We start from the raw sequence: 14796 nt of genomic DNA, 5'->3' as shown, positions 1-14796 counted from the left end.
TACAACCTACTGTTCGCCGCCATACATCTCCCGTCGGGCTGTCCACCCATAAACCGGGTGTAGCGTCCGTGAGCGTGACGGCTGTGGAGAATGTCGAAGAATTCGCCGGACGCGTGGTCTCGGCAATCGACGATGCGAGCCTGGTGATCCTGCTGAGTATCGGACACCAAACGGGCCTGCTGGACACGATGGCCGAAGTCGGGCCGGTCACCAGCGCGCAGCTCGCCGACGCGGCAGGTCTCAACGAGCGCTACGTCCGGGAGTGGTTGGGCGGCATGACGACCGGGCATGTCGTCGACTACGACGCCGACACCGGAACCTACTCGCTGCCCGCCCATCGTGCGGCGGTGCTCACCCGTGCCGCCGGCCCGGACAACCTGGCCGTGGTGGCCATGTTCCTCCCGCACCTCGGCGAGGTCGAGCAGAAAATCCTCGGCTGCTTCCGCGAGGGTGGTGGGCTGCCGTACAGCGAATTCCCGCGCTTCCACGCGCTGATGGCCGAGCAAAGTGCGATGGTGTTCGACATCGCGCTCGTCGACGTCGTGCTGCCGTTGGTCGACGGCCTACCGGACCGCCTGCGCTCCGGCGCCGACGTCGCCGATTTCGGGTGCGGCAGCGGCCACGCGATCAACGTGATGGCCCAAGCGTTCCCGTCGAGCCGGTTCACCGGCATCGACTTCTCGGATGAGGCCATCGCGACCGGCGTCGCCGAGGCGGCTCGCCTGGGGCTGACCAATGCGACTTTCGAGAGCCACAATCTGACCGAGCTGGACAAGACGGACGCCTACGACGTGATCACGGTGTTCGACGCCATCCACGATCAGGCGCAGCCGGCGCGGGTGCTGGAGAACATCCATCGCGCGCTGCGACCCGGTGGCGTGTTCTTGATGGCCGACATCAAGGCATCCAGCCGGCTCGAGGAGAACGTCGACGTCCCCATGAGCACCTACCTCTACACCGTGTCGCTGATGCACTGCATGACGGTGTCGCTGGCCCTCGGCGGTGCCGGGCTGGGCACGGCCTGGGGAACGCAGCTGGCCGTCTCGATGCTCGGCGACGCCGGATTCGCCGACGTGCGGGTGGCCGAGATCGAGTCGGACCCGATCAACAACTACTACATCGCGACGAAGTGACGCGCGCTGCTCTCGATGCCCTCGACGATTGGCCGGTGTCGGCTGCTGCCGCCGCGGTGATCGGACCCGCCGGGTTGCTGGCCACCCACGGCGACACCGAGCGGGTGTTCACGCTGGCGTCGGTCACCAAGCCGCTGGTCGCGCGCGCCGTGCAGGTCGCGATCGAGGAGGGCGTCGTCGAGCTGGACACCCCGGCCGGTCCGCCCGGCTCGACGGTTCGGCACCTGCTGGCGCACGCGTCGGGTCTGGCAATGCTGGACGGTCGGGTGCTGGCCAAGCCGGGCACTCGGCGGGTGTATTCCAACTACGGCTTCGCCGTGCTGGCCGAGACCGTGGAACGCGCGTCGGGCATCGACTTCAGCCGCTACCTCGCCGAGGCGGTGTGCGAGCCGTTGAACATGGGCGCTACCCGGCTGGACGGCGGCGCGTCGGAGGCCGGATACGGGGCGACCTCGACGGTCGCGGACCTGGCGGCGTTCGCCGGTGACCTGCTGCGACCGTCGACCGTGTCGGCCGAGCTGCACGCCGAGGCGACGGCCGTGCAGTTTCCCGGCCTGAACGGCGTGTTGCCCGGCTACGGCGTGCAGCGGCCCAACGATTGGGGCCTGGGTTTCGAGATCAGGGACTCCAAGACGCCGCATTGGACCGGCGCCCGCAACTCGGCGCGCACCTACGGCCATTTCGGCCAGGCAGGCGGCTTCATCTGGGCAGATCCCGCCGCGGAGCTGGTGCTGGTGGCCCTGACCGACCGCGATTTCGGCGACTGGGCACTGGACTTGTGGCCGGCCGTCGCCGACGCGGTGCTAGTCCAATACATGAAATAGGCATCGAGCACTAGCGCAACACGGGTATCACAGGGCACAATAGACACGCACGAAACAAAAGCATCTGCTTGTCGGTCCGCCAGGTCGTTGGGGAAGACGTCCCTCGTGGAACCGAAGGAGCAGGTAGATGCGTGCGTCGAACCAATTTGCCGACGTGACGGCTGGTGTGGTGTACGTCCACGCCTCGCCCGCGGCGGTATGCCCGCATGTCGAGTGGGCGCTGTCGTCGACCCTGCAGTCCAAGGCCAACTTGGTGTGGACACCGCAGCCGGCGATGCCCGGACAGCTGCGCGCTGTCACCAATTGGGTCGGTCCGGTGGGTACCGGTGCCCGGTTGGCCAACGCGCTGCGGTCCTGGTCAGTGCTGCGGTTCGAGGTCACCGAGGACCCCAGCCCCGGAGTCGACGGCCACCGGTTCAGCCACACCCCGCAATTGGGCCTGTGGAGCGGGTCGATGAGCGCCAACGGCGACGTGATGGTCGGGGAGATGCGGCTGCGGTCGATGATGGCGCAGGGCGCCGACACCCTGGCCGCCGAGCTGGACTCGGTGCTGGGAACGGCGTGGGACGAGGCGCTCGAGGTCTACCGCGACGGCGGCGACGCCGGCGAAGTGACCTGGCTCAGCCGCGGCGTCGGCTAACCTCCGTCGTGATCGCAAGCGCGGCGTAGCCGGGCGCAGCGGGTCACGACCATCAAACGGTAGGTGGCACGGTCGGCGGGTTCGCCGGCGCGGCGGACACCGGCATGTCGACATTGCCCTGACATGCGCCACTTTTGATATCGGTGTGAAAGACGCCGGTCAGCACGCCATTCGCCCCGGGCGTGTAGGCCGTGATCGATTTCGCCGGGTCGGATTCGGTTGTCCCGTCGGGCAACAGGCAGTCCCATTGCCAGGTCATCTCGCGCACCCACTGGGACCCGTTCCAGGTGAATTCGATCGCGCGCGGCATCGAGTCGTTCTTGGGCGGCGGCGGGTCGTTCACCGTGGCGGTGCAGACGCCCGCCGCGCATTTCGAGGTGATCGAGACGCTGGCCCGGTGGGCGAATTCGGGTTGGCGGGCCGCCATGCTGGTGCCCACCTTCGCGTTGGCCGACAGCGTCAGGATGTACTGCCCGTTCCACAGCGGATCGGCTGCCTGCGCGGGGGCCTTGGCCAGCGCGCCGCCGAGTGCGACGGCCACGGCGACCAGCGTCATTGTGCGATGTCCCGACATCGTTCCTCCCAGGGCGGCCCATATCTGCCCTGATGTCGCGTTTGTCGCAGCGTTTGTTACACGGCCGCGCGCAGGATCTGCAGCGCGCCGGGCACCGCGGAGAGTTCCGCCGGCAGCGGGCAGGCGAAGTCGCCGTCGGCGTAGACGTTGATGCCGGGACATTCGATGTGGATCGTCTTGGCGCGCGCGGTGCTGACCTCGTCGAGGTCGACGTGGGTGCCCTTGAGCACGGTCGGGAACAGCCGGACGAATTTCGTCCGGGATGCGGTGTGCACCATTGTGATGTCCAGCAGGCCGTCGGTGTAATCGGCGTTCGGACAGACCAGCAGCCCGCCGCCGTAGCTGCGGGTGTTGCCGACGGCCACCATGGTGATATCGGTGTCGATCTGCTTGCTGCCGTCGAGCACCAAGCGGAACGGCAACATCCGCAGTTGCGTGAGTTCGGCGAGCATCGCGAGGTAGTAGCGCAGCCGCCCGTGCGGCCAGCTCATCCGATTCGCGCGATCGGTCACCAAGGAATCGAATCCGGCGGCCGCCACGGTGCCGAACCACTTTTCGCGGCCGTCGGCGGCCCGGATGCGGCCCAGATCGATCGTCTGGGTCCAGCCGTCGACGACGATGTCCGCGGCGGCCTCGGGATCCTTTGTGGGGATACCGAATTCACGGGCATGGTCGTTGCCGGTGCCCGCCGGGATGATGCCCAGCGGAATGTCGGTGCCCGCCAACAGTTGCAGCGCGTTGGAGATGACGCCGTCGCCGCCGGTGGCCACCAGCGCGTCGGTGCCGCGTTCGATGGCCGCGGCGGCCAGATGCCGGGCGTCTTCGGCGTTGTCGCCGATGATCTCGTTGACTTCGACACCGCGCTCGTGCAGCCGCGCGATGGCGGCCTGCGCCGCCTGCACCGCGGTGCCGTGGCCCGAGAGGGGATTGGTCAGCGCGGTGACCTTGCTGATCTCGCGTTTCACGGAATCAGCTTGCCGGGATTGAGGATTCCCGCCGGATCCAGGGTCGCCTTGACCGCGCGCAACACCTGCACACCCAGGTCGCCCACCTCGTCGCGCATCCAGGGCCGGTGATCGGCGCCGACCGCGTGGTGATGGGTGATGGTGCCGCCGGTCGCGACGATCGCGTCCGACGCGGCCTTCTTGGCGGCCTGCCACTGCTCGATCGGATTTCCTCGCTGCCCGGCGACGACGGTGAAATACAGCGATGCGCCGGTGGGGTACACGTGCGAAATGTGGCACATCACCAGCGCCGGCGTACCGGATTCGGCCAACGCGGTCGTCAATGCCTCGGTGACGGCGGCCTTGAGTGCCGCGACGTTGGACCACTCGGTCGCGGTCTCCAGCGTCTCGCAGAGCGCGCCCGCGGCCAGCAGCGAGTCGCGCAGATATGGCGCGCCGAACCGGCCGCGCTCCCAGGCCTGCGCGGGACCCTCACCCAGTGACGTGCCGCCCTTAGCGCTTAGCAATTCACGGGTTTCGGCGTGCCGGCTCTCGACGTGTTCCTTGGTGCCTTCGAAGACGGTGATGCCCAGGCAGCCGCCGGTGATCTGGTTTTCCCCGATCGCCTCGGTGGTGGCCAAGTTGACTCCGGTCTCCGCTTCGTCGGACAGCCGAATCACGGTGGGGCCGGTCGCATTCTGGGTGACCGCCCGCAAGGCCGCCGCTCCGGTCGCGAAATCGGCGAACGACCAGGCTTCGTAGCGGACGGCTTCCGGCGTCGGGTGCACTCGCAGCCGCACCTGCGTGATCACCCCGAAGGTTCCCTCCGACCCGATCAGCAGCTGACGCAGGTCGGGGCCGGCGGCCGACTCCGGTCCGCGGCCCAGGTCCAGCGTTCCGGCCGGGGTGATCATCCGCAGGCCGCGCACCATGTCGTTGAACCGGCCGTAGCCGGCCGAATCCTGACCCGACGAGCGGGTCGCGGCGAAGCCACCGATCGTGGCGTATTGGAAGCTCTGCGGGAAGTGCCCGAGCGAAAAGCCTTGCGCGCCAAGCAAACGTTCGGCGTCCGGACCCGTCAGGCCCGCCCCCAGGACGGCCTGCCCGGACACCTCGTCGAGCTCGAGGAGTTGGTCGAAGCGACGCAGATCCAGCGAGACGACGGCTTCGAAGTCGCCGCGGATGGGGTCGAGGCCGCCGACCACGCTGGTGCCGCCGCCGAACGGGACCACGGCGATGCGATGCTCGGAGCAGTAGCGCAGTATCTTTGCGACGGCGTCTTCGTCGCCGGGCAGCAGGACGGCGTCGGGCGCATCTTGCGCTTTAAGTTTTCGCTTCAGCAGGTCGAGGGTGGACTTGCCGCCGGCGTGCAGCAGCCGATCGCGGTCGTCGGTGCGGCAATACTCGTCGCCGACGATCCCGGCGAGCGCGTCCTTGTCCCCTTGTGACAGCGCCGAGGGGCGCAGCTGTACCTGCTCGGGAGTGAGCTCGGCGTGATCCGAATCTTGCAGGCCGACAGCCTGTTTCAGCAGCGACCGGATGCCGTCGGAGAGTGGTTTGGCGCTAGCGGGATCTCCCCACGCGTTCCATTTCATCGGCGGAAGGAGTTGCTCGGTCCCAGGATCAGGCGTCATGCGTTACAGTATTACACATGCTGTCAATCAGTAAACTGGATGTGGCCGACCGAATCCTCGCGGCGGCGGCCAGCTGCGTGGTCGATTTCGGGGTCGACCGGGTGACCCTCGCCGAGATTGCCCGGCGCGCGGGCGTGAGCAGGCCGACCGTGTACCGCCGCTGGCCGGACACGCCGTCGATCGTGGCGGCGCTGCTGACCCAACGGATCACCGGTGTGATGCACGAGGCGCCGCTGCTGGGTGAAGACCGCGAATCGCTGGTGCGCCAAATCGTTTCGGTGGCCAACCTGTTGCGTCGCGACGAGCTGATCATGTCGGTGATGCATTCGCACCTGGCGCCGATCTACATCACCGAACGCCTCGGCGAAAGCCAGCAGATGCTGATCGGCGCGCTCGCCGACCGGTTGCGGGTGGCCCAACGCACCGGCAGCGTGCGGGCGGGGGATCCGCTGCAGATGGCCACCATGGTGTTGCTGATCGCGCAGTCGACGATTCAGTCCGAGCGGATCGTGCGCCCGATCCTCGATGCCGACGCACTGGCCACCGAACTTGCCCACTCGCTGAACGGATACCTGTCGTGATGACCGCTTCGTTGAACGCGGTGCGGCGCACCGCCGACCTCAACGCGCTGGCCGACGGCGTGCCGCTCGATGTGCTGGTGATCGGCGGCGGTATCACCGGGGCCGGGATCGCACTGGACGCCGCGTCGCGCGGGCTGCGGGTGGCGCTGGTGGACAAGCACGATCTGGCGTTCGGCACCAGCCGCTGGAGCTCCAAACTGGTCCACGGCGGGCTGCGCTACCTGGCGACCGGCAACGTGGGAATCGCGCGGCGCAGCGCCATCGAACGCGGAATCCTGATGTCGCGCAACGCTCCTCATCTTGTGCGCGCGATGCCGCAATTGGTTCCGCTGCTGCCGGCGATGAGTTCTGGTAAGCGCGCGTTGGTGCGCGCCGGGTTCCTCGCCGGGGACGCCTTGCGGATGCTGGCGGGAACCTCGTCGTCGACGTTGCCGCGCTCGCGTCGGGTGGGGGTTGCTCAGGTGCTGGAGATGGCGCCGATGGTGCGCCGCGACGGCCTCGACGGTGGATTGCTGGCCTACGACGGGCAATTGATCGACGACGCCCGCCTGGTCACCGCGGTCGCCCGCACCGCGGCTCAGCACGGCGCCCGGATCCTGACCTACGTCGCGGCATCCGAGGCCACCGGCACCTCGGCGCGGTTGACCGATCAGCGCACGGGGCAGTCGTTCGACGTGTCGGCCGCCGCGGTGATCAACGCGGCCGGGGTCTGGGCGGGGGAGATCGACGGCTCACTGCGGTTGCGGCCCAGCCGCGGCACCCACCTGGTCTTCGACGCCAGTGCGTTCGGGAATCCGACTGCGGCGCTGACGATTCCGATTCCCGGCGAGCTCAATCGTTTCGTGTTCGCGATGCCCGAACAGTTGGGCCGGGTCTACCTCGGGCTCACCGATGAAGCCGCGCCCGGTCCGATCCCCGATGTGCCGGAGCCGTCTTCGGGCGAGGTGGAGTTCCTGCTCGACACCGTGAACACCGCGCTGGGGACCGCGCTGCGGGCCACCGATGTGATCGGCGCCTACGCCGGGCTGCGGCCGTTGATCGACACCGGGGAGGGTCGCACCGCCGACGTGTCGCGCGAGCACGCCGTCGTCGAGTCGCCGTCCGGGGTCATCAGCGTGATCGGCGGCAAGCTGACCGAATACCGCTTCATGGCCCAAGACGTCCTGGACCGCGCCGTGAGCCTGCGACATCTACCGGCCGCGAATTGCCGGACTCGCAACCTGCCGCTGATCGGGGCGCCGTCCAACCCCGGGCCGGTCGCAGAGCCGCCGTCCGAGCTGCCCGCCTCCCTGGTGGCCCGCTACGGCGCCGAGGCGCCCAACGTCCTCGCGGTTGCCACTTGCGAGCGCCCGACCGAGCCGGTTGCCGAGGGGATCGACGTGACCCGCGCGGAGTTCGAATACGCGGTCACCCATGAATGCGCCCTGGACGTCGACGACATCCTCGATCGCCGGACCCGGATCGGCCTGGTGCCCCGCGATCGCGAGCGGGTCGAGGCCGTGGCGGCTGAGTTCGTGATCGGCCATTCGCGAGCGTAACCGCACGCCGAGATTCGGCGTTGTCTGCCGGCGTGACGTTACGCTCGCGCGCTGAGAGACTACAGCGGGATGTTCTTGTGGCGACCGCGACGGGCGGGCGCCTCGGCCAGCGCCTCGCAGAGCTTGCTGCGGGTGTGCGCCGGGTCGATCTTCTCGTCGACCACCCCGATCTCGATGGCGCTGTCCACGCCGCCGGCGATCCGCTCGTGCTCGGCGGCCAACTCGTCGTGCAGCGCTTCGCGCTCGTGGTCGGGCGCGGCGGCCAGCTTGCGTTTGTGCAGAATGCCGACCGCGGCCTTGGCGCCCATCACGGCCACCTCGGCGTCCGGCCACGCGTACACCTTGGTCGCGTTCAGCGAGCGGGAGTTCATCGCAATGTAGGCCCCGCCGTACGTCTTTCGGGTGACCAGCGTGACCCGCGGGACGGTGGCCTCACCGAACGCGTGCAGCAGTTTGGCGCCGCGGCGAACCACACCGCCCCACTCCTGGTCGACACCGGGCAGGTAGCCCGGAACGTCGACGATGACAATCAGCGGAATACCGAACGCGTCGCACAGCCGCACGAAACGGGCTGCCTTCTCGGCGCTTTCGGAGTTCAGGCAGCCACCCAGCCGCAGCGGGTTGTTGGCCAGCACGCCGACCGTACGGCCCGACAGCCGGCCCAGGCCGACCACCATCGACGGCGCCCAGTTGGCCTGGAACTCGTCGAACGGGGTGTCGTTGTCGAGGATCGCGGTCACGATCGGGTGCACGTCGTAGGCCCGCCGCGCCGATTCCGGCAGCAGCGCGTGGATATCGGTGTCACCGGCCTCGGCCTTGGTGCGGTCGAAATGGCCTTGCTGGCAGAACAATCCGACCAGGCGGCGACCACGCTCGTAAGCGTCGAGCTCGTCCTCGGCGACGATGTGGCACACGCCGGACTTCTTGTGGTGGGTTTCCGGACCGCCCAGCGAGCACATGTCCACGTCCTCACCGGTGACGCTGCGCACCACGTCCGGCCCGGTGACGAACACCCGGCTTTCCGGCGCCATCACGATGACGTCGGTCAGCGCCGGCCCGTACGCCGCGCCGCCGGCGGCGAAGCCGACGACGACCGAGACCTGCGGGATGTAGCCCGACGCCCGGATCATCGCCTCGAACACCAGGCCCACCGCGTGCAGCGCCTTGACGCCCTCGGCCAACCGGGCACCGCCGGAGTGCCAGATGCCCACGATCGGGCTCTGCTCTTCGATGGCGGTGTCGTAGGCGTTGACGATGTGCTGGCAGCCCTCGATGCCCATCGCGCCGCCCATCACGGTTCCGTCCGTGCAGAACGCGATGGTGCGCACACCGTTGACGGTGCCCGCCGCGGACAGCACGCCGGAGCGGTCACGCTCGTGCAGCAGCTCGACGCTGCCGTCGTCGAAGAAGTTGCTCAGACGCAGCAACGGGTCGCGGGGGTCGAGTGACTCGCCGACCGCCTCGGGGGCCATGAGTGTCATCGCAGATCTCCTGTTTCCGGTGAGCTCGGGGTTCAATACCGCTGGGTTCTAATACCGTCCAAAGGTGATCGCCACGTTGTGACCGCCGAATCCGAACGAGTTGTTGATCGCGAACCGGTAGTTGCCCGGCCGCGGTTTACCCGCCACCACGTCCAAATCGATTTCTGGATCGAGGTTTTCCAGATTCAGTGTCGGCGGGATGACCTGCTCCCGCAACGCGAGGACCGTCAAGATCGATTCCAGTGCGCCGACCGCGCCGACCGAGTGGCCGAGAGCGGATTTGGGCGCGTAGACCGCCGGCTGGTTGCTACCGAGGGCCTTGTTGATGGCCTTGCTCTCGGCCAGGTCGCCGACCTGGGTGCCGGTGGCGTGGGCGTTGACGTGGTCGATTTCGTTGGGGGTGATGCCCGCGAGCTGGATCGCCCGCGTCATCGCGTGGCCGGCACGTTCGCCGTTGGGGTCCGGCGCCACCATGTGGAAGCCGTCGGAGGTGACGCTGGCGCCCATGATCCGGGCCAGGATGTTCGCGCCGCGAGCCTTGGCGTGCTCCTCGGTCTCGATCACCATCAGCGCGCCGGCCTCGCCGAACACGAACCCGTCGCGGTCCTTGTCGAACGGACGGCAGGCGCCGGCGGGGTCGTCGTTGTTGGTCGACATCACGATGCGCATTGCGGCGAACGCCGCGATCGGCACCGCCTCGATTTGGGTCTCGACGCCACCGCAGATTGCGATGTCGGCCTCACCCAGCACGATCTGCTGCCAGGCCCGGGCGATGGCCTCGCAGCCGGACGCGCACGCCGAAACCGGTGTCATCACACCGGCTTTGGCATGCCGTTCCAGTCCGATCGCCGCGGCCGCACCGTTGGGCATGTACTTCTGCACGCCCAACGGGGAGACGGCCTTCATGCCACGAGCGCGCATGTCGTCGTAGCTGAAGACCATCTCTTCCGACGAACCCATTCCGGTGCCGACAGACACCGCCAGGCGGTTGGTGTCGACTTCGGGTGAACCGGTGTTCTCCCACACCCGGCGGCCCAAGATGGTGGACATCCTCTGCAGGTAGCCGGTGCGGCGCAGCTCAACACGAGTGAGTTGATCGTCGAACGACTCCACGAGATGCCCGCCGATGCGGACCGGCAGGTCGAACTCCTCAACGAACGGGTCGGTGAGGGTGCGGATCCCACTCTGGCCGTCTAGCAACAACTTCCAGGTGTTTTCCACATCGGGTGCGAGGGCGGTCGTCGCGGCGATGCCGGTGACGACCACATTGGGGAAGGCTTTCCCCGTAACCAGCTCTGTCATGGCTGTGGCGAATATTCCTCTCGTGCTCAGTAACGCCCGAAGGCGAGGGCCACGTTGTGGCCGCCGAACCCGAATGAGTTGTTGATCGCGTAACGGAAATCGCCGGTGCGAGGTTCGCCCGCGACGACGTCCAAAGAGATCTCGGGATCGGGTGTTTCGTAATTAAGGGTTGGCGGAATGACGCCATCCCGCAGTGTCAGCACCGTGAGCACCGATTCGAGCGCCCCGACTGCGCCGATCGAGTGCCCCAGCGCCGACTTCGGCGCATACACGGCGGCCCGCTCGCATCCGGCGACGCGGATGGCATTGGCCTCGGCGGTGTCGCCGATCGGCGTCGCCGTCCCGTGTGCGTTCACGTGGTCTATGTCCTTGGCGGATACGCCCGCCAGCTCCAGCGACCGGGTCATTGCGCGACCGGCGCGCACGCCGTCCGCCGCGGGCGCCACCATGTGGAAAGCGTCCGAGGTGATGCCGGCACCCATCAGCCGGGCCAACGGCTTGGCGCCGCGGGCCTTGGCGTGCTCTTCGGTCTCGATGAGCATCAGGGCTCCGGCCTCGCCGAACACGAAGCCGTCGCGGTCCTTGTCGAACGGCCGCGACGCACGCTCGGGCTCGTCGTTGCGAGTCGACATGGCCCGCATCATCGAGAACGCCGCGATGGGCAGCGCCTCGATCGGGCCTTCGACACCGCCGCAGACGGCGACGTCGGCGTCACCCATGACGATCTGGCGCCACGCGTGAGCGATTGCCTCGGAGCCCGACGAACACGCCGACACCGGGGTGATGACCCCGGCCCGCGCTCCGAGCTCCAGACCGACTACGGCAGCGGCGCCGTTGGGCATGATCATCTGAACGGCGAGCGGGGACACCTTGCGGGGGCCACCCTCGTTCATCAGGTCATAGCTCTCGACGATCCGCTCGGCGCCGCCCAGGCCGGTGCCAACGACGACGCTGAACCGGTCCGGATCGAGCTCCGGGTTGCCGGCCGACTCCCACAGCTGGCCGCTGAGATATTTGGCCAGGCGCTGGACATACGACATGCGCCGCAGGTCCAACCGCCCCATGTGGTTGTCGATCGGCTCCTTGAGGTGCCCCCCGATTTTTACGGGCAGATCCCATTTGTCGACGAATTCGTCTTCGAGGACACGGATGCCGCTCTCGCCGGCCAGCAAGCCCTTCCACGTGCTCTCGATGTCCGGCGCGATCGACGTCGTCGCCGCGACAGCGGTTACCACAACACTGGGGTAACCGCCGTTAGCAGTGGAAGGCCTGGTCACTTGTCCGCTTCCGCCCTTGCCTGGACGTTGGCGACAGTGTCGGGGTGCTCCGACTCCAGCTTGGCCCGCAGCGCCTCGGCGGCCTCGGGGTTCTCTTCCTCGAGCTTCTGGATGTAGGAGACGACGTCACCGACGGTGCGCAGACCGGCGAGGTCCTCGTCCGGGATCTTCACGCCGTACTTGTCCTCGGTCTGAACGGCGATCTCAACCATCGACAGCGAGTCGATGTCCAGGTCGTCGACGAACGACTTCTCCGGGGTGACCTCTGAGGGCTCAATACCGGTGACCTCTTCGATGATCTCGGCGATACCGGCGATGATTTCTTCCTGCGAAACGGCCACGGCCTTTTCCCTTCGTAATGTGTTGTGTTGCAATCGGTTTGATGTGCTCTTATGCGGTTGTACCTAGCCGCGCCGACGTCAGATGTCGGCCAGCGCGTCCAGGTCTGCGGGCGTCTTGACGGCACGTACCGTCACCCCCCGAAGCTCACGCTTGGCGATGCCGGCGAGGGTGCCCGCGGGGGGGAACTCCACAATCGCCTCGACATCGTGCTCAGCCAGCGTCGCGGTGCACAGGTCCCACCGCACCGGCTGGATCAACTGAGCGACCAGCGTTTCCATCGCCACCGCCGCCGAAGCGACCGGCTTTCCGTCGCGGTTGGACAGCAGCGTGGCAGTCGGCTCGGCGGTCGCGATGGCGGCCGCCGCGGCGGCGTAGCCCTCCAGAGCGGACGCCATGTACTTGGTGTGGAATGCTCCGGCGACGCCGAGAGCCCGCACCCGGGCCTTGGCCGGCGGGTCTTCGGCCAGCTTCTCCAGCGCGGTCAGCGGGCCGGCGGCGACAATCTGCCCGGCGGCGTTGCGGTTCGCGGGGAACAGATCCAGCTGCTCGAGGCGGGCCAGGACTTCGGTCTCGTCCCCGCCCAGCACCGCGGACATGCCGGTCGGCTCGGCGGCACACGCCTTGGCCATCTCGGCGCCACGGGTGGCGGCCAGGGCGACGGCGTCATCGGCGGCCATCACGCCGGCGATTGCGTAGGCCGCGATCTCGCCCACCGAGTGACCGGCCACGATGAAGTCCTTGCCGCTTAGCAGCCCCCGCTTGGTCAGCTCCTGGTGGGCGAGCAGGGTGGCCGCGACGACCAGCGGCTGAGTGACCGACGTGTCGGTGATCTCTTCGTTGGATGCGGTGGTGCCCAGTCGCACCAGGTCCAGACCGCTGGCCTTCGACCACAGAGTCAGCTGCTCTGTCGCCCCCGGCAATTCCAGCCACGGCGAGAGCATTCCCTCTGTCTGCGAGCCCTGTCCGGGCGCGAGTAATGCAATCACGTGTCTAAGAGAACACTGTGGAAACGGTTTTGGCGGGTGTAACAGATTATGAACCTCGTCTTAGGTTTTTGTAGAAACCAAACAAAACCGCTCCACAAGCTACGTATTCGATACCGCGCCGCGATCTGTTGGCTGAATCACTACCGCACAGACGGTGCCGCAGAACTCCCTCTGACCGGCAGCGGAACCGCCGTTACCGCGCTGTTACCAACACTAGAGGGGTTGGTGGGGTAGTTGAGTTGGCCGACCGTCGCCGCCACTCGCAACACGTACGCGTCGCGAGGTTGGGTGGGATCGCGCCCGGTGAAGTCGGTGATGCGCTTGAGCCGGTAGCGCACGGTGTTTGGATGAACGAACAACTTGCGTGCGCAGGCCTCGATCGCGCCGCCGCAATCTAAGTAAGCGTCAAGAGTTTCAATAAGGGTGGGTCCGGCGTCGGCCAGGGGTCCCATCACGTCGGTGTGCAACGCCACGATGGCCGAGGCGTCGCCCATCAGGGCCCGTTCCGGCAACAGCTCCCGGGCGTGCACGGGCCGCGGGGCACCGGCCCACCCGGGGGCGGCGTTCATCCCGGAGATGGCCTCGCTGGCGCTGTGATAGGCCGCGGTCAGCATCGGGGCGGTGGGCCCGATGACCACGGGGCCCGGGGCGAATGCGCTCAGCAGATCGCCCAGGAACTTGTCGGTTGGCGACAACTGACCCGACACGATGGCCACCAGCCAGGTGCCGTGCACGTCGGTGAGGGCGGCGCGCCCGTGATGAGCGGCCGTGTCGCGGACGATTTGGCTGGCCCGCTCGCTGGCGACCTCGCCGTTGGTGTTGTCGCGGCTGGGGGCCGGGCTGCCGACGACGACCGTCGCCGGAGCGGTGGTGTCCCAGTTCAGCGCCGCCGCGCGGGACAACAGCTCCGGGCCGGTGTCGCCGCGCACCACGGCGTCGACGACGCTGGCCTCCATCCGGCTGTCCCAGCTGCCCCGCGCCTCGGCCGCGTCGGCGTAGGCCGAGGCGAAGCTGAACGCCAGGTCGCGGCTGTATTTCAAGATGCCGACCGTCAGCGCGGTCAGCTGCTCCTCGGAGCGGGCCAGCAGCGGCACGACCTCCTCGAAGAACTCCATGGTCACCCGCACCATGTCCACGCTGTGGCGCAACGCGATGCGGCGGGTGAGCTCCTGGGGGACCAGTTCGAAGGCCTGCGCGGTGTAGCTGACGTTGCTGTGCGGGTCCTGCATCCACTCGACGAAGTTGACGACGGCCGTCTGCACGACCAGCGCCACGCTGGCCCGCTGGGAGGCTTCCAGCTCGGCGAAGAACGGCAATCGCTCCTGCATGGCCGTCACCGCCTCGGTCGCCAGCCGCCCGGAGTACTGCTTGAGCCGCCGCAGCACGGAGTCGGGGACCGTGTTCAAGGATTCGAGCGGCGACCTCGGATGCTTGGCGAACGGGCCGGCGAAGGGGTTGTCAGTCACCCCTAAAAGCTACGCCCGATTTCTGGAACTTTCCGCTAAAGGCCCGGCGGGTCTTGCTGGTGGGCTCGTGCACC

The 14796-nt window shown here is 67.8% G+C and carries 14 protein-coding genes; 5 read left to right on the top strand and 9 right to left on the bottom strand.

Features of this window, described 5'->3' with window-relative positions:
- Nucleotides 1-74 precede the first annotated feature (74 nt).
- The 3 genes from BN973_RS18405 (at nt 75) to BN973_RS18395 (ending at nt 2597) form a co-directional block, all read left to right on the top strand.
- A complete protein-coding gene (locus BN973_RS18405; protein ID WP_036472669.1) occupies nt 75-1133 on the top strand; it encodes a class I SAM-dependent methyltransferase in 1059 nt (352 codons plus the stop codon).
- Nucleotides 1130-1957, top strand: a complete 828-nt coding sequence (locus tag BN973_RS18400; RefSeq protein WP_036469964.1) for a serine hydrolase domain-containing protein — start codon at nt 1130-1132, stop codon at nt 1955-1957. Before BN973_RS18405 ends, BN973_RS18400 begins: the two co-directional genes overlap by 4 nt.
- Nucleotides 1958-2084: 127 nt before the next feature.
- A complete protein-coding gene (locus BN973_RS18395; protein WP_036469963.1) occupies nt 2085-2597 on the top strand; it encodes a DUF3145 domain-containing protein in 513 nt (170 codons plus the stop codon).
- 52 nt (nt 2598-2649) lie between these two features.
- Here BN973_RS18395 and BN973_RS18390 read toward each other — a convergent pair whose 3' ends face one another.
- The 3 genes from BN973_RS18390 to BN973_RS18380 are packed head-to-tail and all read right to left on the bottom strand — an operon-like array spanning nt 2650 to nt 5710.
- Nucleotides 2650-3171, bottom strand: coding sequence for an Rv2253 family sensor-like surface protein (locus tag BN973_RS18390; RefSeq protein WP_036469961.1), 522 nt, complete (start codon nt 3169-3171; stop codon nt 2650-2652).
- Nucleotides 3172-3227: 56 nt separating this feature from the next.
- The gene (locus BN973_RS18385) at nt 3228-4136 is read right to left on the bottom strand and encodes a diacylglycerol kinase (RefSeq protein ID WP_036469960.1); all 909 of its coding nucleotides are present in this window, start codon (nt 4134-4136) and stop codon (nt 3228-3230) included.
- A complete protein-coding gene (locus tag BN973_RS18380) occupies nt 4133-5710 on the bottom strand; it encodes an FAD-binding oxidoreductase (protein WP_036469959.1) in 1578 nt (525 codons plus the stop codon). The genes BN973_RS18385 and BN973_RS18380 overlap by 4 nt, the downstream gene beginning before the upstream one ends.
- A 56-nt stretch (nt 5711-5766) precedes the next feature.
- On the opposite strand from BN973_RS18380, the gene BN973_RS18375 reads away from it, so the two are divergent.
- Together BN973_RS18375 and BN973_RS18370 are read left to right on the top strand one after the other, a co-directional pair.
- Nucleotides 5767-6330: a TetR/AcrR family transcriptional regulator gene (locus BN973_RS18375; RefSeq protein ID WP_036469956.1), complete on the top strand. Its 564-nt coding sequence runs from the start codon at nt 5767-5769 to the stop codon at nt 6328-6330.
- A complete protein-coding gene (locus BN973_RS18370; protein WP_036469954.1) occupies nt 6330-7868 on the top strand; it encodes a glycerol-3-phosphate dehydrogenase/oxidase in 1539 nt (512 codons plus the stop codon). The genes BN973_RS18375 and BN973_RS18370 overlap by 1 nt, the downstream gene beginning before the upstream one ends.
- Before the next feature lie 59 nt (nt 7869-7927).
- Here the strand turns inward: BN973_RS18370 and BN973_RS18365 are convergent, their stop codons facing one another.
- From BN973_RS18365 to BN973_RS18340, 6 genes are all read right to left on the bottom strand, one after another.
- Entirely contained in the window at nt 7928-9349 is a 1422-nt protein-coding gene (locus BN973_RS18365; protein WP_036469952.1) for an acyl-CoA carboxylase subunit beta, read from the bottom strand.
- Between the two features lie 48 nt (nt 9350-9397).
- On the bottom strand, nt 9398-10651 hold the full coding sequence (gene kasB, locus BN973_RS18360; RefSeq protein WP_036469950.1) for a 3-oxoacyl-ACP synthase KasB: 1254 nt from the start codon (nt 10649-10651) through the stop codon (nt 9398-9400).
- A gap of 26 nt (nt 10652-10677) precedes the next feature.
- Nucleotides 10678-11928, bottom strand: coding sequence for a 3-oxoacyl-ACP synthase KasA (gene kasA, locus BN973_RS18355; RefSeq protein WP_036469949.1), 1251 nt, complete (start codon nt 11926-11928; stop codon nt 10678-10680).
- Entirely contained in the window at nt 11925-12269 is a 345-nt protein-coding gene (gene acpM, locus BN973_RS18350) for a meromycolate extension acyl carrier protein AcpM (protein WP_036469947.1), read from the bottom strand. The genes kasA and acpM overlap by 4 nt, the downstream gene beginning before the upstream one ends.
- A gap of 78 nt (nt 12270-12347) precedes the next feature.
- A complete protein-coding gene (locus BN973_RS18345; RefSeq protein ID WP_036469944.1) occupies nt 12348-13256 on the bottom strand; it encodes an ACP S-malonyltransferase in 909 nt (302 codons plus the stop codon).
- 140 nt (nt 13257-13396) lie between these two features.
- The gene (locus BN973_RS18340; protein WP_036469942.1) at nt 13397-14722 is read right to left on the bottom strand and encodes a PucR family transcriptional regulator; all 1326 of its coding nucleotides are present in this window, start codon (nt 14720-14722) and stop codon (nt 13397-13399) included.
- Between the last annotated feature and the right edge of the window lie 74 nt (nt 14723-14796).

Source organism: Mycobacterium triplex (assembly GCF_000689255.1).
Classification (GTDB): Bacteria; Actinomycetota; Actinomycetes; order Mycobacteriales; family Mycobacteriaceae; genus Mycobacterium; species Mycobacterium triplex.
Note: the sequence above shows the minus strand (reverse complement) of the source record. Positions and strands in the feature narration are given on the sequence as shown.